Source organism: Arenibaculum sp., from assembly GCF_035998295.1.
In the GTDB taxonomy this organism is placed as follows: domain Bacteria; phylum Pseudomonadota; class Alphaproteobacteria; order Azospirillales; family Azospirillaceae; genus DASYHS01.
This window is the reverse complement of record NZ_DASYHS010000135.1, coordinates 30,734-55,362: the sequence shown is the minus strand read 5'-3', so window position 1 is coordinate 55,362 and position 24,629 is coordinate 30,734. Positions and strand designations below refer to the sequence as shown.

The 24,629-nt window shown below is 71.7% G+C and carries 27 protein-coding genes, 1 tRNA gene and 1 riboswitch; of the genes, 9 read left to right on the top strand and 19 right to left on the bottom strand.

Features of this window, described 5'->3' with window-relative positions; all coding sequences use genetic code 11:
• Positions 1-2: 2 nt before the first annotated feature.
• Positions 3-854 carry an S-formylglutathione hydrolase gene (fghA, locus tag VGO20_RS13460; protein WP_327502870.1) on the bottom strand — a complete coding sequence of 284 codons (852 nt, stop codon included), beginning with the start codon at positions 852-854 and terminating at the stop codon, positions 3-5.
• 56 nt (positions 855-910) lie between these two features.
• On the bottom strand, positions 911-2,029 hold the full coding sequence (locus VGO20_RS13455) for an S-(hydroxymethyl)glutathione dehydrogenase/class III alcohol dehydrogenase (protein WP_327502871.1): 1,119 nt from the start codon (positions 2,027-2,029) through the stop codon (positions 911-913).
• A 195-nt stretch (positions 2,030-2,224) separates the two neighbouring features.
• Here VGO20_RS13455 and VGO20_RS13450 point away from each other — a divergent pair, with 195 nt between their 5' ends.
• The 3 genes from VGO20_RS13450 to VGO20_RS13440 all read left to right on the top strand — a co-directional run bounded on the left by VGO20_RS13450 (position 2,225) and on the right by VGO20_RS13440 (position 3,846).
• Entirely contained in the window at positions 2,225-2,950 is a 726-nt protein-coding gene (locus VGO20_RS13450; RefSeq protein WP_327502869.1) for a hypothetical protein, read from the top strand.
• A gap of 289 nt (positions 2,951-3,239) precedes the next feature.
• Entirely contained in the window at positions 3,240-3,512 is a 273-nt protein-coding gene (locus tag VGO20_RS13445) for a ribbon-helix-helix domain-containing protein (protein ID WP_327502868.1), read from the top strand.
• Complete coding sequence (locus tag VGO20_RS13440; protein ID WP_327502867.1) at positions 3,499-3,846, top strand: hypothetical protein; 348 nt, start codon at positions 3,499-3,501, stop codon at positions 3,844-3,846. The genes VGO20_RS13445 and VGO20_RS13440 overlap by 14 nt, the downstream gene beginning before the upstream one ends.
• Position 3,847: 1 nt before the next feature.
• Here VGO20_RS13440 and VGO20_RS13435 read toward each other — a convergent pair whose 3' ends face one another.
• From VGO20_RS13435 to VGO20_RS13385, 11 genes are all read right to left on the bottom strand, one after another.
• Positions 3,848-4,900 carry a P1 family peptidase gene (locus VGO20_RS13435; protein ID WP_327502866.1) on the bottom strand — a complete coding sequence of 351 codons (1,053 nt, stop codon included), beginning with the start codon at positions 4,898-4,900 and terminating at the stop codon, positions 3,848-3,850.
• Entirely contained in the window at positions 4,864-5,109 is a 246-nt protein-coding gene (gene ccoS, locus VGO20_RS13430; protein ID WP_327502865.1) for a cbb3-type cytochrome oxidase assembly protein CcoS, read from the bottom strand. The genes VGO20_RS13435 and ccoS overlap by 37 nt, the downstream gene beginning before the upstream one ends.
• A complete protein-coding gene (locus VGO20_RS13425; RefSeq protein WP_327502864.1) occupies positions 5,015-7,465 on the bottom strand; it encodes a heavy metal translocating P-type ATPase in 2,451 nt (816 codons plus the stop codon). The genes ccoS and VGO20_RS13425 overlap by 95 nt, the downstream gene beginning before the upstream one ends.
• Positions 7,462-8,007, bottom strand: coding sequence for a FixH family protein (locus VGO20_RS13420; protein WP_327502863.1), 546 nt, complete (start codon positions 8,005-8,007; stop codon positions 7,462-7,464). The genes VGO20_RS13425 and VGO20_RS13420 overlap by 4 nt, the downstream gene beginning before the upstream one ends.
• A gap of 24 nt (positions 8,008-8,031) precedes the next feature.
• Positions 8,032-9,492, bottom strand: coding sequence for a cytochrome c oxidase accessory protein CcoG (ccoG, locus tag VGO20_RS13415; protein WP_327502862.1), 1,461 nt, complete (start codon positions 9,490-9,492; stop codon positions 8,032-8,034).
• 139 nt (positions 9,493-9,631) lie between these two features.
• Positions 9,632-10,558, bottom strand: coding sequence for a cytochrome-c oxidase, cbb3-type subunit III (ccoP, locus tag VGO20_RS13410; protein ID WP_327502861.1), 927 nt, complete (start codon positions 10,556-10,558; stop codon positions 9,632-9,634).
• Between the two features lie 4 nt (positions 10,559-10,562).
• Positions 10,563-10,727, bottom strand: a complete 165-nt coding sequence (locus VGO20_RS13405) for a cbb3-type cytochrome oxidase subunit 3 (RefSeq protein ID WP_327502860.1) — start codon at positions 10,725-10,727, stop codon at positions 10,563-10,565.
• Between the two features lie 9 nt (positions 10,728-10,736).
• Positions 10,737-11,486, bottom strand: a complete 750-nt coding sequence (gene ccoO, locus VGO20_RS13400) for a cytochrome-c oxidase, cbb3-type subunit II (protein WP_327502859.1) — start codon at positions 11,484-11,486, stop codon at positions 10,737-10,739.
• A 25-nt stretch (positions 11,487-11,511) separates the two neighbouring features.
• Positions 11,512-13,014 carry a cytochrome-c oxidase, cbb3-type subunit I gene (gene ccoN / locus VGO20_RS13395; protein ID WP_327502858.1) on the bottom strand — a complete coding sequence of 501 codons (1,503 nt, stop codon included), beginning with the start codon at positions 13,012-13,014 and terminating at the stop codon, positions 11,512-11,514.
• Positions 13,015-13,148: 134 nt separating this feature from the next.
• Positions 13,149-14,132, bottom strand: coding sequence for a type II TA system antitoxin MqsA family protein (locus VGO20_RS13390; RefSeq protein ID WP_327502857.1), 984 nt, complete (start codon positions 14,130-14,132; stop codon positions 13,149-13,151).
• A gap of 4 nt (positions 14,133-14,136) precedes the next feature.
• Positions 14,137-14,457 (bottom strand): hypothetical protein, encoded by a 321-nt coding sequence (locus VGO20_RS13385; protein WP_327502856.1) that lies wholly within the window; start codon positions 14,455-14,457, stop codon positions 14,137-14,139.
• A gap of 224 nt (positions 14,458-14,681) precedes the next feature.
• On the opposite strand from VGO20_RS13385, the gene VGO20_RS13380 reads away from it, so the two are divergent.
• On the top strand, positions 14,682-15,878 hold the full coding sequence (locus tag VGO20_RS13380) for a class I SAM-dependent rRNA methyltransferase (protein ID WP_327502855.1): 1,197 nt from the start codon (positions 14,682-14,684) through the stop codon (positions 15,876-15,878).
• Positions 15,879-15,896: 18 nt separating this feature from the next.
• Here VGO20_RS13380 and VGO20_RS13375 read toward each other — a convergent pair whose 3' ends face one another.
• Positions 15,897-16,793, bottom strand: coding sequence for a LysR substrate-binding domain-containing protein (locus VGO20_RS13375; RefSeq protein ID WP_327502854.1), 897 nt, complete (start codon positions 16,791-16,793; stop codon positions 15,897-15,899).
• Between the two features lie 138 nt (positions 16,794-16,931).
• Here VGO20_RS13375 and VGO20_RS13370 point away from each other — a divergent pair, with 138 nt between their 5' ends.
• Positions 16,932-17,573, top strand: coding sequence for an FMN-dependent NADH-azoreductase (locus VGO20_RS13370; RefSeq protein ID WP_327502853.1), 642 nt, complete (start codon positions 16,932-16,934; stop codon positions 17,571-17,573).
• A 12-nt stretch (positions 17,574-17,585) separates the two neighbouring features.
• Here VGO20_RS13370 and VGO20_RS13365 read toward each other — a convergent pair whose 3' ends face one another.
• The gene (locus VGO20_RS13365) at positions 17,586-18,941 is read right to left on the bottom strand and encodes a class I SAM-dependent RNA methyltransferase (protein ID WP_327502852.1); all 1,356 of its coding nucleotides are present in this window, start codon (positions 18,939-18,941) and stop codon (positions 17,586-17,588) included.
• Positions 18,938-19,357, bottom strand: a complete 420-nt coding sequence (locus VGO20_RS13360) for an acyl-CoA thioesterase (RefSeq protein WP_327502851.1) — start codon at positions 19,355-19,357, stop codon at positions 18,938-18,940. The genes VGO20_RS13365 and VGO20_RS13360 overlap by 4 nt, the downstream gene beginning before the upstream one ends.
• Before the next feature lie 97 nt (positions 19,358-19,454).
• Between VGO20_RS13360 and VGO20_RS13355 the strand changes: the two genes are divergently transcribed.
• Positions 19,455-19,700 carry a hypothetical protein gene (locus tag VGO20_RS13355; protein ID WP_327502850.1) on the top strand — a complete coding sequence of 82 codons (246 nt, stop codon included), beginning with the start codon at positions 19,455-19,457 and terminating at the stop codon, positions 19,698-19,700.
• A gap of 24 nt (positions 19,701-19,724) precedes the next feature.
• On the opposite strand, the gene VGO20_RS13350 is transcribed toward VGO20_RS13355, so the two are convergent.
• A complete protein-coding gene (locus VGO20_RS13350) occupies positions 19,725-20,159 on the bottom strand; it encodes a Fur family transcriptional regulator (RefSeq protein WP_327502849.1) in 435 nt (144 codons plus the stop codon).
• A 94-nt stretch (positions 20,160-20,253) separates the two neighbouring features.
• A complete protein-coding gene (locus VGO20_RS13345) occupies positions 20,254-21,408 on the bottom strand; it encodes a sensor histidine kinase (protein ID WP_327502848.1) in 1,155 nt (384 codons plus the stop codon).
• Positions 21,409-21,592: 184 nt separating this feature from the next.
• Positions 21,593-21,708, top strand: a riboswitch (SAM-I-IV-variant riboswitch).
• Between the two features lie 51 nt (positions 21,709-21,759).
• Here VGO20_RS13345 and VGO20_RS13340 point away from each other — a divergent pair.
• The gene (locus VGO20_RS13340; RefSeq protein WP_327502847.1) at positions 21,760-22,104 is read left to right on the top strand and encodes a hypothetical protein; all 345 of its coding nucleotides are present in this window, start codon (positions 21,760-21,762) and stop codon (positions 22,102-22,104) included.
• Between the two features lie 59 nt (positions 22,105-22,163).
• Positions 22,164-23,426 (top strand): DUF445 domain-containing protein, encoded by a 1,263-nt coding sequence (locus VGO20_RS13335; RefSeq protein WP_327502846.1) that lies wholly within the window; start codon positions 22,164-22,166, stop codon positions 23,424-23,426.
• Positions 23,427-23,436: 10 nt separating this feature from the next.
• On the opposite strand, the gene VGO20_RS13330 is transcribed toward VGO20_RS13335, so the two are convergent.
• A tRNA-Asp gene (locus tag VGO20_RS13330) sits at positions 23,437-23,513 on the bottom strand.
• A gap of 529 nt (positions 23,514-24,042) precedes the next feature.
• Here VGO20_RS13330 and VGO20_RS13325 point away from each other — a divergent pair.
• Positions 24,043-24,627: a PAS domain-containing protein gene (locus tag VGO20_RS13325; RefSeq protein WP_327502845.1), complete on the top strand. Its 585-nt coding sequence runs from the start codon at positions 24,043-24,045 to the stop codon at positions 24,625-24,627.
• The last annotated feature ends 2 nt before the right edge of the window (positions 24,628-24,629 follow it).

The window sequence follows — 24,629 nt, the reverse complement described above, 5'->3', positions numbered from 1 at the left end:
GCTCACGCCGCCAGGGCGGCGGCGTGGTGGCGGAGGTGGTCGTCGATGAAGGTGGCGATGAAGAAGTAGCTGTGGTCGTAGCCGGGCTGCAGGCGCAGGGTCAGGGGATGGCCCGCCGCACCGGCCGCGGCCCGGAGCGCTTCGGGGCGGAGCTGGGTCTCCAGGAACGCGTCCGCGTCGCCCTGGTCGACCAGCAGGGGCAGGCGCTCGGCCGCGCGCGCGATCAGGGCGCAGGCGTCCCATTCCGCCCAGCGCCGCCGGTCGGGGCCGAGCAGGCGGCCGAACGCCTTCTCGCCCCAGGGCACGGAAGCCGGGTTCGCGATCGGCGCGAAGGCCGAGACCGAGCGGTAGCGGCCGGGGTTGCGCAGCGCGGCGACCAGCGCGCCATGCCCGCCCATGGAATGGCCGGACACGGAGCGGCGGTCGGTGACCGGGAACAGCCGCTCGACCAGGATCGGCAGCTCGTTCACGACGTAGTCGTGCATGCGGTAGTGGCGCGCCCACGGCTCCTCGGTCGCATCGACGTAGAAGCCGGCGCCGTGGCCGAAGTCCCAGGCCCCTTCCGGGTCGCCGGGCACGCCGGACCCGCGCGGGCTGGTGTCGGGCGCCACGATCGCGATGCCGAGCTCGGCCGCGAGGCGCTGGGCGCCGGCCTTCTGCATGAAGTTCTCGTCCGTGCAGGTCAGGCCCGACAGCCAGTACAGCACCGGGACCGGCGCGCCGGGTGCGGCACCCGGCGGCAGGAACGCCGCGAACACCATGTCGCAGCCGAGCGTGCGCGAGCGGTGGCGCCAGCGCTCGTGCCGGCCGCCGAAGCACCTGTTCGCCGAGACGAGGGTCGCCTCGTCGGTCATGGTTCCCTCCTGTTCAGCGGCCCCGGTCCGGCGGCCCCGTTCAGCTGCGGCCCCGTTCAGCTACGGCCGTAGAGGACGACGGAGCGGATGCTCTTGCCCTCGTGCATCAGGTCGAAGGCGGTGTTGATGTCCTCCAGCCCCATGGTGTGGGTGATGAAGGTGTCGAGCTCGAACTCGCCGTTCATGTAGCGCTCGACATAGCCCGGCAGCTCGGAGCGGCCGCGCACGCCGCCGAAGGCCGAGCCGCGCCAGACCCGCCCGGTCACGAGCTGGAAGGGCCGGGTGGCGATCTCCTGGCCGGCGCCGGCGACGCCGATGATGACGGACTCGCCCCAGCCCTTGTGGCAGCACTCCAGCGCGGCGCGCATCACCTGGACGTTGCCGATGCATTCGAAGGAATAGTCGACGCCGCCGTCCGTCAGCTCGACCAGCACCTCCTGGATCGGGCGGTCGTGGTCGCGGGGGTTGATGCAGTCGGTCGCGCCGAGCTGCTTCGCGATCTCGAACTTCGACGGGTTGACGTCGATGCCGATGATGCGCGACGCCTTGGCCATGCCGGCGCCGATGATCGCCGACAGGCCGATGCCGCCCAGGCCGAAGATCGCGACCGTCGATCCGGGCTCGACCTTCGCGGTGTTGAGCACGGCGCCGATGCCGGTCGTAACGCCGCAGCCGAGCAGGCACACCTTCTCGAGCGGCGCCTCCTTGGGGATCTTCGCGACCGCGATCTCCGGCAGCACCGTGTACTCGGAGAAGGTCGAGGTGCCCATGTAGTGGAAGACCTGCCGGCCCTTGCTGGAGAAGCGGGTCGTGCCGTCGGGCATCAGCCCCTTGCCCTGGGTCGCGCGGATCGCCTGGCACAGATTGGTCTTGCCGGAGCGGCAGAACTTGCACTGGCCGCATTCCGGCGTATAGAGCGGGATCACGTGGTCGCCCGGCGCCACCGAGGTGACGCCCGCCCCGACCTCCTCGACGATGCCGCCGCCTTCGTGGCCGAGGATCGCCGGGAAGATCCCTTCGGGATCGGTGCCGGACAGCGTATAGGCGTCGGTGTGGCACACCCCGGTCGCGACGATGCGCACCAGCACCTCGCCGGGCTTCGGCCCCGCGACCTCGACCTCCTCGATCTCCAGCGGGCGCTTCGCCTCCCACGCCACAGCCGCGCGCGTCTTGATCATCCTCGTTCCCCTAGCACTTTGCCGTCGTACCGCATCCTTCCCGGCCGGGCGCGTTCCTGCAACAGGCGAATGGGGGCGGGCGTCATGCGGAGGGGAAAGAAGGACCGGAGCCGGGTACTACGGGATCTGAATGCTATTGAATGCAAGACCCGAAGTGGTAGACCTGCGGCAACTCGCCAAAAGGAGCGCCCGTTGGGCATCGACGTCTCGGACACGAAGCTCGTGTCGCTGAATGATCGGCACGAACGCCGCGTCATCACCTCCAAGGAACAGGCGGCCCAGGTCGTGCGCTTCGGCCCGACGCTGGTGCATTGCGTATTCTCGCGGACCAGGATCGGGGACGCGCGCAACGACGGCAATCCGCTGATCTATGCCTTGAAGGGCACTCACGGCTACACGATCGGTATAGGCGACATCCGGCAACTGCATCGCCGCGCGGCATGGATCGTCCGAAAAACTGTCGAACCCGGCCAGTACGACATCATCGTTCCCATACCTTCATCCAAGGGAATTCCGCGGCGGGTTGCGAAATCCCTTCGGCACCGGCTCGGCCCGACGGCCGTTATCGCCGACATTCTTCGCAAGCCGACCATCGCCGAAGCACTGGCTTCAGCCCCCGACCCCGCCTTGATAAGCAGGCGCGACCAGCAGGCCTACAAACATGCCCTGGGCAAACTACGTGGAGCACTACCTTCACGGCTCTTCGCAATGAAAGATGTCGACGCCAAGGCAAGAAGGTACTTCACCCCGGTTCTCGTAGATCCCGACGCCCGTTTGCCGCACGGAAGCAAAATCATAGTCGTCGACGACCTACTGGCATCCGGAACGACGATCATATGTGCAGCGGATCTCTGCAGGCGCTATTTCCGACCCCGGCGGCTGGACGGGCTGGCTCTCCTGGGACCGCTTTTCCCTTGACGCTCCGCCGCGAAGGAGCCATTTATGCTTTCAAGCGCAAGCTGGACCGTGCGTGCGCCTCACGGTCCGAAAACATCAAGTGCGGCTTCGGCCGTACAGGCCCGGGCAAGCGCCGTGACGCGAGGCCGACCTCGTAGGGAGGGAGTATCGCGTAGCCAAGGACCGGTTGGCGGATTTCCAAGGGCATGCCGGCACGGCCGGCATGCCCTTTCTTCGTTTCAGCACCCGCCGCCTACCGGGCCTTGATATTGGTGCTACCCAGTAGTACCTGACTCGGCAGGAGGTGACCATGACCGTGAAGACCTCGATCTCGCTGACCGACGAGCAGGAGGCCTATGCGCGCAGTCTCGTCGAGGCCGGGCAGTACCCGAGCCTCAGCGCGGTCCTCCAACGCGGGCTGGAGATGCTGCGGCGCGACGCCGAAATGCGCGATGCGGAGGTCGCCGCCCTGCGGGCGCTGATCGACCGGCGCCGCACGGGGGACTTCGTCGATCTCGACGTCGGCGAGGCGGAGACCCGTGCGATGCTGGAGCGGAAGAGAAAGACGCGTGCAGCGCCATAGGGTCCGCCGCGCGGCGCAGGTCACGCGCGACCTCGATCTCGTCGAGGAATACCTCGTCCGGACCTATCAAGGCCTCGGGGACGACCCGGAGAGCGCTTCGGAGCGGGCGGCCGAGCGCATCGAAGAGGCCCTCGCCTACATGCGGAGCTTCGAGGTCCATCCCCATCGGGGGACCGAGCACCCGGAGATCCGGCCCGGCATCCGCACCGTGACCAGCAGACGGTTCATCTTCTACTTCGAGGTCGACGAAGCGCAGGCCGAGGTCAGGGTCCTGGCCGTGTTCTTCGGAGGCGCGGACCACAGGCAGCAGATCCTGGAGCGCCTTCGGCGGTGATTCACGCCCCGAACGCCGCACTCCAGCGCTCGCGGTAGGCCGGGAACCTGCCCAGGGCCTCGGCCTCGAACACGCCGCGGGCGACGGCGCGGGCAACGCAGTCGGCGGCCAGGGCGCCGACGCGGTAGAGCAGTTCGGGGCGCGGGGCGTCGAGGTCGAGCGTGCCGGTGGAAAGCACGAACACCGTGTCGCCGTCATAGGGCGTGTGGACCGGGCGGATCGCGCGCGCGTAGCCGTCCTGGGCCATCACCGCGACCCGGCGCGCCTCCGCCTTGGTCAGGCGCAGGTTGGTCGCGACGACGCCGAGCGTCGTGTTGGCGCCGATCGCGGCCGAGGCCCGGGGCGGCTCCAGCCCGGCGCCCGGCGGGGGTGCGGCGGCCGGCGGGCGCTGGCCGCCCAGCTCGCCCGCCATCTCGAACGGCCAGGCCCAGAACGTCCCCGTGCCCGGCATCGCGACGTGGCCGACCGGGTTGGCCGCGACCAGCGCCCCGACCTGGAGCCCGTCGGCGGCGACGGCCGAGACGCTGCCGAGCCCGCCCTTCAGACCGCCCGCCTTGGCGCCCAGCCCGGCCCCGGCATTGCCGAGCGCGAAGTCCCGGCCCGCCGCGTCGCAGGCCGCCCCGCCAAGGGCGCGGTAAGGGGGCTCGGTTGCCCCACCGCCGGTCCCACCGCCGGTCCAGGCCTTGTCGCCGCCGTTCGCGAGGTCGAACAGGATCGCGGCCGGGACGATCGGCACCACCGCCGGGCCGACCCGGAAGCCCCGGCCCCGCGCCGCGAGCCACAGCATCGCGCCCTGCGCCGCGTCCAGCCCGAAGGCCGAGCCGCCGGACAGCACGACCGCGTCCACCGCCTCGACCAGGCAGGCGGGGTCGAGGGCGTCGGTCTCGCGCGTGCCGGGCGCGCCGCCGCGCACGTCGACCGCCGCAACCGCGCGCCGGTCCGGCAGCACGACCGTGACGCCCGAGCGCACCGACGCCGCCTCGGCGTTGCCGACGGCGATGCCGTCGACGTCGGTGATCAGGTTGCGCGGCCCCGGGCCGATCGCGCCTTCCATGTCCCCTCCCCTGCCTCGTGCGCGCGGCCATTGTCGCCGCGCGCGGGGAGGGGCGCAACCGGGGCCGGCTCGTCCTCGTCGAACAGGATGCGGTGGGCCGCCCCGTCCAAATCGTCAAACTGCCCGGACCGCAGCGCCCACAGGAACGCCACCAGCCCCAGCAGGCCGAGGCACAGCGCGATCGGGATCAGGTAGAGCAGAACGTCCATCGGTCTCGTCCGTTCGGGCCCGGCGCCGGGAGAGGCGCAGGGCGTTGGCGATCACCAGCAGCGAGGAGGAGGACATCGCGAGCGCCGCCACCAGCGGCGTCACGAAGCCGGCCACCGCCAGCGGCACGGTCAGCAGGTTGTAGACCAGGGCCAGCGCGAAGTTGCCGCGCACCAGCCGGTCGGCGCGCGCCGCGACCTCGACCGCCTCGGCGACCGGGGCGAGGCGGTGGCCCTGGAACACGACGTCGGCCGCGGTCTGGCTGACGTCGGCCGCGGTCGAGGGCGACATCGACACCAGCGCCGCCGAGAGCGCCGGGGCGTCGTTGAGGCCGTCGCCGACCATCAGCACGCGAGCCCCCCCGGCCGCCAGCCGCTCCAGCACCGCGACCTTGGCCGCGGGGTCGCAGGCGGCGTGCCAGTCGGCGATGCCGAGGGTCTGCGCGACCGCGCGCACGGCCGGGACGCGGTCGCCCGACAGCAGCACGACGCGCAGGCCCCGCGCGCGCAGGGCCCCGACCACCGCGGCGGCATCGGCGCGCGGCGCGTCGGTGAAGGCGAAGCGGACCGGGGCCCGGCCGGGCGCGGACAGCCAGAACTCCGGCCCGGCCCCGCCCTCCCCGCCTTCCGGTCCGCCGGCGTCCTCGGGCAGGCCGACATGGCGGCGGCTGCCGAGGCGGACCTCGCCCCCGGGTGCCGCGAGCACGAGGCCGGCGCCGGGCTGCTCGACCACCCCCGACGCCACCGGCACGTCGCCGGCGGCGCGCGCCAGCGCGCGGGCGAGCGGGTGGCGGCTGGCACCGGCGAGCGAGGCGGCGAGGCGGAGGTCGGCCGGATCGACGCCGTCCAGCACCGGCACCGGCCGTCCCTCGGTCAAAGTCCCGGTCTTGTCGAAGACGACGGTGTCGATCCCGGCCAGCCGCTCCAGCGCGGTCGCCGACTTCAGCAGGACGCCCTGGCGCATCAGGCGGCCGCTCGCGATCACCTGCACCGCCGGCACCGCGAGCGCCAGCGCGCAGGGGCACGTGATGATCAGCACGGCCGCCGCGTGCAGCAGCGCCGCCTGCCAGGGTGCCTCCATCAAGCCGATCCAGCCGACGAAGGTCAGCAGCGCCGCCAGGTGGACGACCGGCGAGTAGAAGCGCGACACCCGCTCGGCCAGGTCGACGTAGCGGGCGCGGCCCTGCTCGGCCACCTCCATCAGGCGCACGATCTCGGCCAGCAGGGTGCCTTCGCCGACCGCCGTGACGCGCAGGGTCAGGGCGGCGGTCAGGTTCAGCGTGCCGGCGAAGACCGCGTCGCCCGGGCTCGCCGCCGCCGGCACCGTCTCGCCGGTCAGCAGCGCGGTGTCGAGGTCGGAACGGCCCTCCAGCACGCGCCCGTCGACGGGCACCCGCTCGCCGGGGGCCACCAGGACGGTCATGCCGGCCTCGACCCGGTCGGGCGGCAGCACGCGGCCGTGCCCGGCGCCGTCGAGCACGGTGACCGCGCGCGCGCCCAGCGACAGCAGGTGCTCGGCCGCCGAGCGCGCCCGGCCGCGCGCGCGCAGCTCCAGGTAGCGGCCGACCAGCAGGAAGAACAGCAGCATCACCGCGCCGTCGAAATAGGCGTGCTCGTGGCCCTGCACCGTCTCGGCCAGGCTGACGGCCGAGACCAGCACGACGCCGAGCGAGATCGGCACGTCCATGCTGGTGCGCCGGCGCGACAGCGCGGCCCAGGCCGAGCGGAAGAACGGCCGCGCGGCATAGGCGATCGCGGGCAGCGCCACCAGGGCCGAGACCCAGTGCATCAGGTCGCGCGTCGCCGGCCCCATGCCCTGGGCGTGCCCGGCCCAGACCGCGACCGAGAGCAGCATCACGTTGGCCGAGGCGAAGCCGGCCACGGCCATCGCGCGCAGCAGGCCGCGCTCCTCGGCGGCGCCGGCGTCGGCGAGCCGGCCGGGGTCGAACGGCACCAGCCGGTAGCCGAGCCCGGCGACCGAGGCGACCAGCGCGTTGCCGTCGGCCCCGGCCGGGTCCCAGACCAGCGCCAGGCGCCGGGTCGTCATGTTGAGCCGGGCGTGGCGCACCGCGGGGCTGCGCTTGAGCACGCTCTCGATCAGCCAGACGCAGGCCGCGCATTGCAGCCCGTCGACCATCAGGTCGAGGCGCGCGGTGCCGTCGGGGGCGGTGCGGACATGGGCGGAGACGTCGGCCTCCCCCTCCTCCGGGCGCGGCGGCCGGACCTCGGGATCGAGGCGCCGGCGCTCGTAGTAGCGCTCCAGGCCGAGGCCGCGCACGGTCTCCCAGGCGGCGGCGCAGCCGGGGCAGCAGAACCGCGCCCCGGCCGCGTCCTGGCCGCAATGCAGGCAGGCGGTCACGGCCGGCTCCCCGGCTGGTCCGACGGCTGCTCCCACGGCTGCACCACGATGCGCCGGATCGACTGCCAGTCGCCGGCGGGATGGCGGGCCTCGATCCGCAGGTCCCACTGGCCGGGGAGCGGCATCGTAGCCTCGGCGGCGTAGACGCCGGCCGCGGCCGCGTCGAGCGCCACGGCGAAGTCGTGCCCGTCCGAGGTCGGGCGGATCAGCAGCGCCGTCACCTCGGCACCGTCGAGCGCGCGGCCGTCGCGGTCCTTCAGCTCGACCCGCAGCAGGGCGGTGCCGCCGGCCGCGCGGGCGTCGACCGCGACCTGCCAGCCGCGCGCGGCCTGCGCGCGCTCGGCCTCGAGGGCGGCGTTGTATTCCAGGCCCTTGCGGTAGTGCTCGCGCGTCTCCAGGCCGGTCCAGGTCGAGGCGGCGACGTAGACCATGGCGGTGTTGGCGAGCAGCACCACCGCGAACATCGCGACGAAGACCCAGGGTATCCAGGAGCCCCGGCGCGCGAAGGGGCGTGCGGGGAAGGAGGAGGTGGTGATGGTCATGGGCGGGGTCCCTGCTCGGTATCGTCAGTCGGCGGGTGCGAGGAAGACGGCGTCGTAGCGGGCGGTCTCGCCCGTGCGGGCGTCGCGCAGCTCGAACACGACCGGGGTCGAGGGCGCCAGGCCGGTGCCGGGCGCGGTCACGAAGACGCGGTATGTGGACACCCGGTCGGGCCGGGCGGACAGGGCCGACGGGTCGGCGCCGACCACCTCCAGCGCGCCCGCGGGCACGCCGCCTGCGCCGAGCGCGTAGGTCCTGGCCTCGCGCGTCATGTTGGAGATCTTGAGCGTGTAGGCGTTGCGCACCGAGCCGTCGGCGAGCGTGACGTAGAGCGGCGCGCGGTCGCGCAGCACGCCGATCTCCAGGCGCGGGCGCAGGACCAGCATGCCCACCATCAGCGCCGCCACCACCAGCAGCAGCAGGGCGTAGACGACGGTGCGCGGCCGCATCAGGCGGACGCGGGGCGGCCGGCCCGCCGCGCGCGCGACCTGGTTGGCCAGGGTGTCGAAGCGGATCAGGTCATCGGGCCGCCCGATGCGGTCCATGATCGTGTCGCAGGCGTCGATGCACAGGCCGCAGCCGATGCATTCGAGCTGCTGGCCGTCGCGGATGTCGATGCCGACCGGGCAGACCTTGACGCATTCCCCGCAGTCGATGCAGTCGCCGCGCGCATCCCAGGACTGGTCCTTGCGCTTGGCGCCGCGCGGTTCGCCGCGATGGGCCTGATAGGTCACGATCAGGCTGTCCTCGTCGATCATCGCGGCCTGTATGCGCGGCCAGGGGCACATGTAGGTGCAGACCTGCTCGCGCGCCCAGCCGGCCAGCAGATACGTGGTCGCCGTGAACAGGCCGACGAAGAAGACGACCGTGCCCGAGAGCTGGAAGCGGGCGGCGTCCGCGACCAGGGTCGGCGCGTCGCCGAAGTAGAGCACCCAGGAGCCGCCGGTCAGCAGCGCGATCAGCAGCCAGGCCGCGTGCTTGGCCAGCTTGCGCGCGGCCTTGCGCGCGGACATCGGGCTGCGATCGAGGCGGATGCGCGCGGAGCGGTCGCCCTCGATCCTGCGCTCGACCCACATGAAGAGGTCGGTCCACACCGTCTGCGGGCAGGCGTAGCCGCACCACAGCCGCCCGGCCAGCGAGGTGACGAGGAACAGGCCGATGGCCGCCATCACCAGCAGGCCGGTCAGGTAGTAGACCTCCTGCGGCCAGATCTCGATGAAGAAGAAGTAGGCGCGCTGCCCGGCCATGTCGATCAGCACCGCCTGGTCCGGGGCGTCGGGCCCGCGGTCCCAGCGCAGCCAGGGCACGACGTAGTAGATCGCGAGCAGGACGAACAGCGCCGTCCATTTCAGCCGCCGGAACCGGCCCTGCACGGCCTTCGGGTAGACCTTGTCGCGGGCCTTGAACAGGGCGGTCCTGCCGGGGCGCTCCCCGGCTTCCGTCTGGGTGGCAGTCATCTGGGCTATGGTCGTCTGGGCGGTGGTCATGTCCGGTTCGGTCCCGATGCCGCGGACCGGCCGCACGAAAGGCTGCGGCCGACGGGACGAGGATGTCCCGCCGGCCGCAGCCGCGCATTGCGCTAGATCAAGGGGCGCTGGATCAAGGGGCGCGCCAGATCGAGCCCGCCTACCGCTCGCCGCCGCCCAGCGTGTGGACGTAGACCGAGAGCTGCTTGATCGTCACCGGGTCGAGGCGCTGCGCCCAGGCCGGCATCACGCCGAAACGGGCGTTGGAGATGCTCTCGACCACCGCCGCCTTGTCGCCGCCGTAGAGCCAGATCAGGTCGTCGAAGCGGGGCGCGCCCATCTCGCGCGATCCCTCGCCCGCGTCGCCGTGGCAGGCGGCGCAGTTCTCGGCGTAGATCGCAGCACCGGGCGCATCGCCGCCGGTCGCGGCCGAGGGGGCCGAGAGGGACAGCACGTGGTCGGCGACCGCGGAGATCTGGGCCCGGTCGAGGATGCCGTCGGCCCCGAAGCGCGGCATCTGCGAGAAGCGCGCCTCGTCGGTGCCCGAGCGGATGCCGTGGGCGATCGTCAGGGCGATGTCGTCAACCGTGCCGCCCCACAGCCAGTCGTCGTCGGCCAGCGCCGGGTAGCCCTCGGCCCCGGCGCCGCCGGCGCCGTGGCAGCCCGCGCAGTTCTCCGCGAAGGCGAAGCGGCCGCCGGTGATCGCGAAGTTCAGCAGGTCGGCGTCGCCCTCGATCTCGTCGAGGGAGGCCTCCTGGATGCGGGCGCGCAGGCCGGCCTGGGCCTCGCGCGCGGCAGCGACGTCGCCGGCCAGCACCTGGCGCTGGTCGTAGCCGAGCAGGCCCGCGGTGTAGCCGCTGCCGGTCGGCCAGGCCGGGTAGAGGACCCAGTAGCCGATCGACCACACGATGGTGGCGTAGAAGACGTAGAGCCACCACTTCGGCAGCGGGTTGTTCAGCTCCTCGATGCCGTCCCATTCGTGCCCGGTGGTGCCGACGCCGGTGACGGCGTCCTTCGTGGCGCCGGAGACGGCGTCCCTCGTGCTGCCGACGCCGGAGACGGCGTCCTTCTCGATCTTGGTCGGCATGGCCTTACCTCTCGTGACCGTCGCCGTCGCGCAACGGGATGCGGGATGCGGCGTCGAACTTGGCCTTGTTCCTGGGCCACAGCGCGTAGGCGAGGACGCCGGCGAACAGCAGCACCATCCAGACGACCCAGAACGAGCGCAGGAAACCTAGGACTTCCTGGAGATCCATTTCCCCCTCCTACTGCCGCAGGTCGGACGGCTGGTGCCTGGTGAAGTCGACCAGCGTGCCGAGCATCTGGAGATAGGCCACCAGCGCGTCCATCTCCGTGACCCGGGACGGGTCGCCGTCGAAGTCCCCGACCAGGGCCTTGGGGTAGCGCGCGGCGACGCCGGACGGGTCGGCGTCCGGGCTGGCCTGGGCCTCCAGGTCGGCGGCGGCGTTGGCGACCATGTCGTCGGTGTAGGGCACGCCCGCCCGGCGCAGCGCCGTCAGATGCGCCGCGACGTCGTCGTAGTCGAGCGGCCGGTCGAGGAAGGGATACGCGGGCATCACCGTCTCGGGCACGAGGGCGCGTGGCTCGGCCAGATGGGCGACGTGCCACTCGTTCGAGTACTTGCCGCCGACGCGCGCCAGGTCGGGGCCGGTGCGCTTGGAGCTCCACTGGAAGGGATGGTCGAACATGCTCTCGGCCGCGAGGCTGTAATGGCCGTAGCGCTCGACCTCGTCGCGGAACGGCCGCACCTGCTGGCTGTGGCAGTTGTAGCAGCCCTCGCGGACGTAGATGTTGCGGCCCATCTGCTCCAGCGGGGTGTAGGGACGCATGCCCTCGACCCGCTCGATCGTGCTCTCGATCGTGAACAGCGGGATGATCTGGACCAGGCCGCCGATGGACACGGTCACCAGGACCAGGACCATCATCAGCAGCACGTTGCGCTCGATCCGGGCGTGCCCGGTGGGAGCGGGGCCGGTCTCGGGGTGGTTCGCCATGGGATGTCTCTCCACTGCCCGGCGCTCAGCGGGCCGCCGCGGCGGCCGCGGGCATCGGCATCGGGGCGTAGGGCTTCTCGACGCGCACGTCGCCCCGGACCGTCCGCCACAGGTTGTAGACCATGACCAGGGAGCCGGCGAGGAACAGCACGCCGCCCGTCGCCCGGATCACGTAGAAGGGATGCATCGCGGCCACCGTCTCGACGAAGGAGTACTGCAGGAAGCCCAGCTCGTCGTAGGCGCGCCACATCAGCCCCTGCATGATCCCGGAGACCCACATCGAGGTGATGTAGAGGACGATGCCGATCGTCGAGATCCAGAAGTGCAGGTTGACGAGGCGCAGCGAGTAGAGCCGCTCGCGCTTCCAGAGCACCGGGAACAGGTGGTACATCGCGCCGAAGCTGACGAAGGCGACCCAGCCGAGCGCGCCGGAATGGACGTGCCCGATCGTCCAGTCGGTGTAGTGGGACAGCGCGTTCACGGCCTTCACCGACATCAGCGGGCCTTCGAAGGTGCTCATGCCGTAGAAGGCGACCGAGGTGACGAGGAAGCGCAGCACGGGGTCGGTGCGCAGCTTGTCCCAGGCCCCCGACAGGGTCATGAGCCCGTTGATCATCCCGCCCCACGACGGCATCCACAGCATCACCGAGAAGGTCATGCCCAGCGTCTGCGCCCAGTCCGGCAGCGCGGTGTAGTGGAGGTGGTGCGGGCCGGCCCAGATGTAGAGGAAGATCAGCGCCCAGAAATGGATGATCGAGAGCCGGTAGGAATAGACCGGCCGCCCGGCGCGCTTGGGCACGAAGTAGTACATCATGCCCAGGAAGCCGGCGGTCAGGAAGAAGCCGACGGCGTTGTGCCCGTACCACCACTGCACCATCGCGCCCTGGACGCCGCCGAACAGCGGGTAGCTCGCCGTGCCGAAGACCGACACCGGGACGTTCAGGTTGTTGACGATGTGCAGCAGCGCGATCGTCACGATGAAGGCGAGGTAGAACCAGTTCGCGACGTAGATGTGCGGCTCGCGGCGGCGGATGATCGTGCCGACATAGACCAGCAGATAGGCGACCCAGACGACGGTCAGCCACAGGTCGACGTACCATTCCGGCTCGGCGTATTCCTTGCCCTGGGTCACGCCCAGCACGTAGCCGCTGGCCGCCAGCACGATGAAGAACTGGTAGCCCCAGAACACGAACTGCGCCAGCGCCGGGCCGCCCCACAGCGGCGCGCGGCAGGTGCGCTGCACGACGTAGAGGGACGTGCCCAGCAGCGCGCAGCCGCCGAAGGCGAAGACCACGGCCGAGGTGTGGAGCGGCCGCAGCCGGCCGAAGCTCGTCCATTCCAGGCCGAGGTTCAGGGCCGGAAAGGCGAGCTGGAACGCGATCAGGACGCCGGCGGCGAAGCCGACGACGCCCCAGAACACGGTGGCGATCGCGAACTGGCGGACGATCCGCTCGTCATAGGCGACGGCCTCGCCGGCCGGCCGCACGCTACCCGCGGCCTCGCCGAGGGTCAGGGTCGCTGCTGTCATTGTGTGTCTCCCCGAGGCTCGGGGGCGGGCACGCACCCTCGCCGAACGGGGCGACTATGGCGCCGGGCCGGACGGGCCGGCATTGATCTGCGTCAAGCCCGGACCGGCCCCGGAACCGGGAACGGACCGACGGTTCAGATCAGCAGGTCCTGCGCGTAGGCGTAGGAGATGAGCCCGGAATTGGGGACTTCCTTCCAGGCGCGCTCCCGGTGCGAGAATGCCGCTATCTCGGTGGCGGACATGCCGCGGAAGCGGGCCTTGACCTGCCGGATGACCTCTCGCTCCCCGGCGCTCAGGACGGACGGATCGGCGGCGCGCGCGGGCTTCACGACCTCTCCGCCGACCGAGCCGGCCTCTCGCGGCTCGCAGGAGATCACGCCCATGATCTCCATGGAAGAGAGGACGTCCTTGTAGTTGTTGGGGACCGGCCCGTAGTCCAGCCGCGCATACCTCATGCCGGTGATGGAGGTGCCGAGTTCCTTGAACGCCTTGAAGTCCGCGTAGAACAGGAGCTTGTTCAGCTTGGTCTTGAACTCACCGCCTTCGGTGAGGGCGACCATCGCGGCTACGGCCCTGTCCGACGAGAAGGCGCGCAGGCCGGTAGCGATGCCCGCGGGAAACCCGCCGGCCACCGCCTCCAGCATCTTGCGGGCCCTTTCGGCGACGAGGTCGTCGTGGATCATGTCCATGAGCGCCTGCCGCTTCTCGGCGGGAACGGCGTCCTGGGCGGCGTCCATGGCGTCGGCGACGCCGGCCGCGCTCATCATCCGGGCCAGGGCCCGACCGTGCGCCTCGCTCGGAAGGGCGCCGTTCTCGTAGCGGCTGAGCGTCACGCTGCCCCAGCCGAGAAGGTCGCCCAGCTCCTTCTGGGTCAGGCCCAGCGCTTCGCGGCGCCGCCGGATCGCGGCCGCCCGGGGAATGCCGTGACCATCCCTGTACCGGTCGTAGGCGAGTTCCAGGGGATCGTCCTCCCCGTCCAGGACTTCGCCGCAGCCCCGGCACCGCCAGGCCGTCGAGCGCACCTCGAAGTCCTCGCCGCGGACGCTCACCGTCTCCGACGCTTCGTGGCGGTCGAACCCCGTGGTCGAGTCGCATACCGGGCACTGCGACCGCGTCATGTCCTCACTCCTCCTCCCCGCCGTCCGCGGCGTCGGGCCGTGCATAGGGCTTCTCGTATTCGCGCTCCGGCTCGTGGAACGAGATGCACAGCACGTTCTCGTTCGGGCCGTACTCCTTCACCGTCAGCTTGATGTAGACGGGAATATCCTTGATCGACCGCACGAACTCCCAAACGACGCCCCTGGGGTTGATCTCCGACGCCTTCGGGCCGCCGATGTAGTCTTCCGGCCGAAGATGCGCGAGTTCCGCAACGGCGGACCGGGTCGTGAACTCCAGCCGCAGGAGGGTGGCCCTATTCTTCTCCCGCCGCGACAGCAGTTCCACGCGCCCGGCATCCAGGCACCTGCGGACCGTAACGAGATAGGCCTTTACAGAAGCATATGTAGCCATAACCCGCGTTCTTATCAATTGATAAATTACGGCGTTGTGTAAAAGCCGGAAAGTGTTACCACCTTAGGGTGAGAGCGGCGAAACCGCAAGTCGGTGCCCTGCGTATCCGGGCCGCGTCGCCATTGCGCGGCACGGCCAAGCCGCTATGCTGCGCCGCCATGAACGACACCCCGAAACGACCGACCGTCCGCATGCAGCCGTCGCGCCACAAGCGCGTGGCGCACGGCCATCCCTGGGCCTATTCCAACGAGATCCAGATGGACGCCACGACGAAGGCGGTGCCGCCGGGCAGCGTGGTGCGCCTGGTGACGCACAACGGGGCGCCGCTGGGCTGCGCGACCTTCAACCCGCACACCCTGATCGCGGCCCGCGTGCTGGACCAGGACCCGGACGCGACGGTCGACCGGGCGTTCCTGGCCGGGCGGCTGGCGCGGGCGGCCGCGCTGCGCGAGCGCGTGGTCGGCCGGCCGTTCCACCGCCTCGTCCATGCCGAGGCGGACGGGCTGCCGGCGCTCGTCGTCGACCGCTTCGGCGACGTCGTGGTCGTCCAGGCGAACTCCGCCGGCATGGACCGGCTGCTGCCGGAGCTGCTGGGCGCGCTGGACGACGTGCTGGACCCGCGCGCGGTCGTGCTGCGCCATGACACGCCGGCCCGCGGGCTGGAGGGGCTGCCCTCGGAGGTCCGGGTCGCCAAGGGCGAGGTCGAGGGACCGGTCGCGGTGGAGGAGAACGGGCTCGCCTTCTTCGCCGATCCCGCCGGCGGCCAGAAGACCGGCTGGTTCTACGACCAGCGCGACAACCGCGCCTTCGTCGCCGGGCTGGCGGCGGGTGCGCGCGTGCTCGACGTCTATTCCTACAACGGCGGCTTCGCGGTCACCTGTGCGGCGCGCGGCGCCGCCTCGGTGGTGGCGGTCGACCGCAGCGAGGGAGCGCTCGACAACGGGCGCCGTGCCGCCGAGGCGAACGGGGTGGCGGGGCGCTGCGAGTTCCGCAAGGCCGACGCCTTCGTCGAGCTGGAGCGCATGGTCGAGGCCGGCGAGCGCTTCGACGTCGTGATCTCGGACCCGCCGGCCTTCGTGAAGTCGAAGAAGGACCTGGCGGCCGGCGCGCGCGGCTACCGCAAGCTCGCCCGCCTGTCGGCGGCGGTCACGGCACCGGGCGGCTTCCTGCTGCTGGCCTCGTGCAGCCACCACATGAACCCGGAGCTGTTCGGCGAGCAGGTCGCGGCCGGGCTGGCGGATGCCAGGCGCACCGGGCGCATCCTGCGCATGGCCGGCGCCGCCCCCGACCACCCCGTCCACCCCCAGCTCCCGGAAAGCGCCTACCTGAAGGCCTGGGTGCTGCAGGTGGACTGACGCCCGGCTGCGCCCGCCTCAGCAGGTGGGCGCGATCCGGAACTCGTGCGCCAGGAAGTCGATGAACCCGCGCACCGAGGGGAGCAGCCCCCGGCGCGAGGGGAAGACCGCGTGGACGATGCCGCTCGGCGACGACCAGTCCGGCAGCAGCATCTCCAGCGTCCCGCGCGCGATGTCGCCGGCGACGACGAAGCCGGGAAGCTGCACCACGCCGACCCCGTCCAGCGCCGCCTGGCGGAGCGTCGCCATGTCGTCCACCACCAGCCGCGGCCGGTGCGGCACCCGGACCTCCCCCGGGGGGCCGGACAGGTGCCAGGCGTGGTCGGGATGCGCCATGGCGAGGCTGTCGAACCGCGACAGGTCCTCGGGGGCGGCGGGCCGGCCGACGCGGTCCAGGAGGGCCGGGCTCGCCACCAGCGCCTGGCGGTTCTCCGCCAGCACGCGCATCACCAGGCCCTCGTCCTCGATCGGCGGCAGCCGGACCCGCAACGCGACGTCGAAGCCTTCCTCGATGACGTCGACTCGCCGGTTCGTCGGCTCGATCACGACCCGCACCCGGGGAGTGGCCGCCAGGTAGCGCGACACCATGGCGGCGACGTGGCCGTGCAGCAGGGGCACCGGGCAGCTTACCCGCACCGTGCCCCGCGGCTCGGTGGTGGTCCGGTCGACCGCGTCTTGCGCCGCCTCGGCCTCGGCGATCACGGCCAGGCAATGGCGGTGGTACTCGCTGCCGATCTCCGTCACGGCGAAGCGGCGGGTCGAGCGCTGGAGCAGGCGCACGCCCAGGCGCCGCTCGAGGTCGGAGACCCGCCGGCTCAAGGTCGATTTCGGGATGCCCAGGGCGCGCCCGGCCGCCGCGAACCCGCCATGCCCGACGACCTGGGCGAAGTAGTAGAGGTCGTTCAGGTCCTGCATCGCCCGTCTCCGGCATCGTTCCATCAATGGAACGCAGAGTGCCATGCAGGCCACCTAATCGGAAGGTCGTTCCTCTCATATCTTCAATGCAGCCTTCGCGGCCCCGGCCGCCTTCATTCCCTGCACGGAAGAGAGACCATGAAGCTGCTGCACCTGGACTCGAGCCCTCTCGGCGACGCCTCGGCGTCGCGCGCGCTGACCGCCGCCGCCGTCGACGCATGGCGCCGCGCCGAGCCGGCCGTCGAGGTGGTCCGGCGCGACCTCGCCGCCGCCCCGCCCGGCCATCTCACCGGCGACCTGCTCAAGGTCGTCAGGTCCCGCGAGACCGACGGGCTGAACGAGGAGCAGCGGCGGGAACTCGCGCTCACCGACGCGCTGCTCGACGAGTTCCTGGCGGCCGACGCCGTGGTGATCGGGGCGCCGATGCAGAACTTCTCGATCCCGACCCAGCTCAAGGCGTGGATGGACCGCATCGCGCAGGCGGGCCGGACGTTCCGCTACACCGAGCAGGGGCCGGTCGGGCTCGCCGGCGGCAAGCAGGTCGTGATCGTCTCGACCCGCGGCGGCTTCTACGCCGGCCAGCCCCACGAGGCGGCGCTGGACCACCAGGAGGCCTATCTGCGCGCGTTCCTCGGCTTCCTCGGCATCACCGACGTCTCGGTCGTCCGCGCCGAAGGCCTGAACATCGGGCCGGAGGCGCGCAGCCAAGCGATGGAGGCGGCGCAGACCGAGATCGAGGGGATGTTCCGCAGCAGCCCCGGTGCGACCGCGGCCGCCTGAGCGGGCCGCGCGCTACTTCCGGAACACCGCCACCAGCTCGACATGGGACGACCACAGGAACTGGTCGACCGGCGTCACGGCCTCCAGGGCGTAGCCGCCGTCGACCAGGGTGCGGGCGTCGCGGGCGAAGGTGCCGGGGTTGCAGGAGACGCCGACCACGACCGGGACGCGCGATCCCGCGATCTCCGCCGCCTGGGCGGCGGCGCCGGCGCGCGGCGGGTCGAACAGGAGGCCGTCGAAGCGGTGCAGCTCCGCCGCGGTCAGGGGGTCGCGGAACAGGTCGCGCCGCTGCGCGCTGACGGCCGGCACGCCGCGCGCGGCCGCCGCCAGCGCGCCGAACGCCGCCTCGTCGCCCTCGACCGCGTGGACGCGGGAGGCGAGTGCCAGGGGGAAGGTGAAGGTGCCCGCCCCGGCGAACAGGTCCACGACGTGGCCGCACCCCTCCAGCGCCGCCAGCGCGGCCGCGACCAGCGCCGCCTCGCCCTCGGCGCTGGGCTGGAGGAAGACGCCCGGCGGCACCGGCACCGCCACGGCGCCGAAACGCGCCGCCAGGGGCCGGCGATGGGCGAGCGGCTCCACGGGCGAGCGCTCCTGCGCGCGCCAGGACAGCCGGCCCAGGTCGGCGGCGTCGGCGAAGGCGGCCCAGGCCTCGCGCGCGGCGAGGCCCGGCTCGGCGCCGCCGGTGACGAGGACGTCCAGCCCGCCGTCCAGCGCCGTCACCGAGACGTCCAGCGGCGGGCCGTCGGCCAGGACCGCGTCCAGCACGGCGCGCAGCGGCTCCAGCACGGCCAGGATCGCGGGGGCGACGACCAGGCAGTCCGCGACGTCGACGATCCAGGCGCTCTGGCGCTCGTTGAAGCCGAGCACGACCCGCCCGCCCGCCCGCTTCGCGGCGAAGGTGGCGCGCCGGCGCGTCGCCGGGGCGGTGCGCAGCACCTCGCCGACCGGGACGTCGCCGAGCCCGGCCCTGGAGAGCGCGGTCGCGACCTGCCCGCGCTTGAGGCGCGCATAGGAGGTGTCGTCCAGGTGCTGGAGCGCGCAGCCGCCGCAGCGGCCGAACAGCCCGCACGGCGCCTCGACCCGCTCGGGCCCCGGCTCGATCAGTTCCAGCACCTCGGCTGCGAGGCCGCCGGCGCGCTCGCCCTCGACGCGCACCCGCACGCGGTCGCCCGGCACCGTCTGGGGCACGAAGACCGGCCGGCCGTCGAGCGTCGCCAGCCCGTCGCCGCGCCCGCCGATGCGCTCCACCGTCAGCTCGACCTGCCGCTTGCCGCCGTGCGGCGTGCCGTGGGGAGACGCGCTCCGCCCCTGCCCCTGCCCCTGCCCCTGCCCCTGCCGCTGCCCCTGGCCCCGTCCCTGGCGCCTCATCCCGCGATCTCGGCCAGCCGGGCGCGCAGCGCGTCGGGGAACGGGGTGGGGCGGCGCCCCTCCATGTCGATCAGCACGCACACGCCCTCGCTGGTCGCGGCGCACAGGTCGCCGCGGAAGATCGCGCTGCGCACGTCGAGCGAGGTCCGGCCGAACCGGACGACGCGGGTGCCGATGCGGATCGGCGCGCCGTAATGCAGCTCGGCCCGGAAATCGATCGTGATGCGCGCGAGCACGACGCCGAGCGGGCCGCCCGAGACGGGGTTGCCCGAGCGCGCGAACAGGTCGACGCGCGCCGCCTCGAAGAAGGTCCCGATCGCGTTGTTGTTGGCGTGGCCCAGCGGGTCGAGGTCGGCGAAACGCACGTGCTCCTCGGTCCAGAAACGGTAGGCCGCGGGATCGGTCGGGTCGTCCAATGCGGGTTTTCCCTCGGGCTGGAACGTGATTTGGCACCCGTAGGCGCGGTTGGGGTGTTATAGCTGTCCGACACGAACTTCTGCGATGGAATATTCCATGTCCGACCAGTCCAACAGCCCCGCTACCGCCATGTTCGACAAGGCGCTCGACATCGCCGAGAAGCACCTGGAGCAGGCGATGCAGGAAGGCGGGCCGATCTCCGCCTACGTCTCGGTGGCGATGATCGAGGCCGCGGTCAACCAGGCGGTCGAAGTCACCAGCCACGAGGACGTCATCGGCATGCTGCGCGACCTCGCGGACCAGATCGAGGCCGACGCGGAAGACGGCGGGGACGAGGACTGAGGCCGGCCGGCCCGGGCGCCCCGATCAGGCGCCGCCCGGGCCCTTCTTGGCGCGGTTGACCTTGACGCCGTAGAGCTCCAGCCGGTGGCCGATCAGTTCGTAGCCGAGCTGCCGGGCGATCTTCTCCTTCAGCAGCTCGATCTCGTCGTTGGCGAACTCGATCACCTCGCCGGATTCGAGGTCGATCAGATGGTGATGGTGTTCCTCGCGGCTTTCCTCGTACCGCGCGCGCCCGTCGCCGAAGTCCAGCCGCTCGATCACGTTGGCCTCCTCGAAGAGGCGCATGGTCCGGTACACCGTCGCGATGCTGATCTTCGGATCGATCTCGACCGCCCGGCGATACACCTGCTCGACATCGGGATGGTCGGTCGCATCCGAGAGGACGCGCGAGATCACGCGGCGCTGCTCGGTCATCTTGAGACCCTTCTCGACGCATAGCTGCTCGAGGCGTGAAGGCATCTCTTCCCTCGGATTTCTGTCGGACATGGCGTATGCGCTCGAAGATGGGGACGTCTGCCCGTTTCGCCAAAGACAATAGGCCAGAAGACCCCCCTCAGTCGACAAACCTTTGACCGGGTATCGCGACCGCGGCGACTTCGCCGTCGCCGCCACCGTCACCGCCTTCACCGCCGCCTTCGCCACCACCTTCGCCGCCGCGCCGGAACACGGCGACGGCGTCGATCTGCATGCACAGAGCTTCGACGAGGTTGCGCCCGAGCGCCGACAGCGACTCCGACACCGTGCCGGCGGACCGGACGACCAGGCGGACCTCGCCCCCGGCCGCGCGCGCGAAGCGGACCGCGGCAATCTCCGGCGGCGCGCCCGGCAGGACCTCCGGCGCGCAACGCAGCGCCGCCGAGACCAGCTCGCAGGCCACGAGCAGGAGGGGCACCGCCGTGTCGATGTCGCAATGCAGCGGCTCCGCCTCGACCGGAAGCGGCGGCCGGCCCGCCTCCAGGGCGAGCGTCTCGGCGATCCGGCGCAGCTCCGTCGCGACGTCGATCCGGGTGAAGTCCCGCGAGGCGTAGAGCTGGTGGTGGATGCGGCCGAGCACCGCGATCAGGTTGGCGATGCGGTCGAGCCGGGTGCGCGCCTCCTCGTGCCCGGCGTCGCGCGCCTCGAGCTTCAGCAGGCTCCAGACGACCTGGAGGTTGTTGTAGACGCGGTGATGGATCTCGCCGAGCAGGACCTCCTTCTCGGTCACCGAGGCGGCCAGGCGCGCCTCGGCCTGCTTGAGGTCGGTGACGTCGAGGACGAGCCCGTCCCAGACCAGTTCCGCGGCACCGGCCGGCCCGGCGCCGCGGCGGCGAAGCCGCGCCACGCTGCGCAGCCAGCGCCCGCCGACCGGCAGCTCCAGTCGGAACGGCGCCGCCGTCCCGGCCCTGGCCAGGGACTGCCAGGCGGCGGCCTGGGCCGTGCCGATGTGCCGCATCAGCGCCTCCGGCATCGTCGCGCCGGCCCCGGGGTCCGGCGCGACGCCGGGCAGGCAGCCGGCCAGGAACGGGTATGACGAGCTGCCGTCTTCATGGAGCACGTGACGGTACATCAGCCCGGGCAGGTTGTCTGCGACCTCCGCCAAGCCCGGCCCGGCGGCGGCAGCGGAGCGCGCGCGCGGGCGCAGCAGCCGGCCGAGGCCGCCGGCGACGAAGAGCAGGAGGCCGGGAGCGCCCCCGGGGCGGAGGGAAACGAGGCGGCGGAACGGACGCATGGAGGCGCAATTCTTCCATCGGAGTAGCGCGGCCGGCGGCGGTAACCCGGTCGGGCCAGTCCCGAAACGCACCCGCGCGGGGAAAGTTCCAGACGGATTGGTCTACCCCTCCCCGCACGCCGCCGACGGTCGCATGCACCCCGGCGAGATCGCTTGCGGGCCGGGCGGGAAGCGTGTAGACGTCTAAGCGCATCCTGAGTTTGGGTTGACGCCCAACACCAACCTGCCATCCCGGGCAAGGTGGTGGTCTCCGCGGACAGCGAAGACGATGTGGCCGTTCCGGCAACAAAACGGGACAGTGCCTGCTGCGTCAACCCTCTTCGGCAAGGGCCTTGGAGGGTAACGATAAACATGCCGGACGTATCGATAACCAACACTCCCGCCGCACTCGTCCTCGAACCCGGGGACGTCGCCGTCCACGCCGCGACCCGGCTCCGGCCGACCCGGCGCTGCGCCGACGCGTGCGAGGCGCTCTACGTGGTGGTCCATCGCCGCCACGGAACCTGGACCCATGTCTATGCGATAGAAGCGGGCACCGGGCGCGACCGGCGCGAGGTTCGCCTGTTGAGAGTGCTCGAAGGCGACCGGCTGGACGAGGCGGTCCATTGGGCCGTGAACGGAACCACCCACGTGGCCGCGGCGCACCGAACCGCCCGGCCGGCCATCGCCGCGCAACTGGAGACCGTGGGTCGCTGACGCGTCGGTAGCGAGGCGCCGACGCGTCAGTAGTGGAGCGCCGACGCGCCGGGTGGTGGATGAGCTTCGATCTCGATTCGGACGCGGGCGCACGGCGGGCGCTGTATCGCAACCGGGCGCTGGCGACCGGGCTGCTGGTGCTGATGGCGCTGCTGTTCGTCGCCTTGAAATTCGTTCCCCAACCCGGGTTCTGGGTCCTGCTGCTGCGCGCGGCGGCGGAAGCCGCGGTGGTCGGCGCGCTCGCCGACTGGTTCGCGGTGACGGCGCTGTTCCGGCACCCCCTGGGGCTGCCGATCCCGCACACGGCGATCGTGCCGCGCAACAAGGACCGCATCGGCGACGGCCTGGGCCGGTTCGTCGAGCGCAACTTCCTCGACCCCGACCTGGTGGTCGCGCGGCTGCGCGCGCTCGACCCGGCGTCCCGGCTCGCGGCGTGGCTGGCGCGGCCCGGCAACGCCGAGGCCGTCGCCGACCGGCTGGTCGCGAGCCTGCCCGGGCTGATCCGCTCGGTCGAGGACCGGGAGCTGCGGAACTTCTTCGTCCAGGCGCAGGGCGAAAAGCTGCGTTCGGTCGAGGTGGCGCCGCTGCTCGGCCGCGTCCTCGACGTGCTGCTGGCCGGCGGCCACCACCAGACCGCGATCGAGCGGATGGTCGCGGCGGCCCTGGACTACGTGGAGCGCAACGAGGGCCGGCTCGAGGCCCTGGTCGGCGAGCGGAGCGGCTGGTGGATCCCGCGCACGGTCGACCGGCGCATGGCCAAGGCGGTGACGCAGGGCGTGCGCGACCTGCTGGCCGAACTGCTCGACCCCGCCAGCCACGCGCGCATCCGCCTGGAGATGGCGGTCGAGGAGCTGGCCACGGACCTGCGCTCCGACCCCGCGATGCGGGCGAAGGTCGAGGCGGCGAAGCGCCAGCTCCTCGAGCAGCCCGAGATCCAGGCCTGGCTCGGCCGGCTGTGGGACGAGATGCGCGGCGCGATCCTCGCCGACCTCGGCGCGCCGGACGGCCGCATGCGCGCGGCGGCGGCCGCCGCGCTGCGCTCCTTCGGGCCGAGCCTGGAGGCCGACCCGGTGATGCGCACCCGGCTCAACGTCGCGGTCGAGGCGCTGGCGGTCCGCATGGTCGTGCCCTGGCGGCGCGGCATCGGCCGCTTCATTTCCGACGTCGTGAGGAGCTGGGACGCGCGCACGGTCACCGAACGCCTGGAACTCGCCGTCGGCAGCGACCTGCAATACGTGCGCATCTCGGGCACGCTGGTCGCAGCCCTGGTCGGGACCGGGCTGTTCCTGGTGAACGCGGCCCTCGAACGAGGGTCGTTATGACTAGGGAGAATGGCGCGAGTGACGGGACTTGAACCCGCGGCCTCCGGCGTGACAGGCCGGCGCTCTAACCAACTGAGCTACACCCGCGTCTCAGGGAGCGGCTTGATACGCCGGAGCGAGGGACCTTGTCCAGCCTTTTCGCGACGGTCCGCGTCGATTTTCGGCCCCGCCTTTCGTCATAGGGGCGCTTGACAGCCCAGTTAGGCGAGCGCATGCTGAAGTCATCTCCAGTAACGAGGGAGGTAAGCCGGATAGATCGCTGCACGCCACCGCCCCAAAAGGCGGAACACCGCAGGAAAGGCTCCAGAGCCTTGCAGCAGGAGGGTGAGTAAAATCCATGACTCCACCGGCGCAGGACTAGCGCGTCACTACGAATGACGCAATCAGAACATAAATTTCATTGACCGAAGACCAACGGAATCCAGAACTGGATTGATCTGGAGCGGGCGGCCAACGTGCCGCCCGCAACCGTTTCCGGAGCCCGGACGGGCCGTCCCGCAGGCCGCGTGCCGAAAACAATTTCGTTCTCGATCTAATTACCTCACACTATCGGGGGAGCCGTGCCCGCCGGGAGCGGTGGGGCCGGACCGCCGGTCTGGAAGAGAGGTCGCGGGGGATGGACTTTCTTAAGGATCGAAGGCTGGTCGAGCTGTGCCGCTACTGGGCGGCCAAGCGCCGGGGCGGAGCGCTTCCCGGCCGGGGCGACGTCGACCCGATGGAGCTGCGGGCCCTGCTGCCGCACCTGTTCCTGCTCGACGTGGTGCGCTACGGCGGCGGCGGCCTCGCCTACCGCTACCGCCTGATCGGAACGGCGCTGGCGGAGCTGAGCGGGCGCGACCTGACCGGCGAGACCGTCTCGCAGGAACACTACGGCGCCGATGTCGACTGGATCCTGGACACGCTGGGCGAGGTGGCGCGGACGTCGACGCCGGTCGCCCAGCGGCGCGACATGGCCTGGACCGGCCATCGCGGCCGGCGGGTCGAGATCGCGTTCCTGCCGCTCGCGTCCGACGGGCACACCGTCAACATGATCCTGGGCGGCATGGTCCGCACCGCCGAGACGCGCCGGGCGAGCGGCCCGCAGGGCGCGCTCGCAGCCGGCGTCGAGAGCCTCGACATTCCCTGGGCTCCCTCGCCGCCACCGCGCGACCGGCTGGACGGCAGCCCGGCCGCATGGTCGCGATGGCCCTTAACGTCATGACA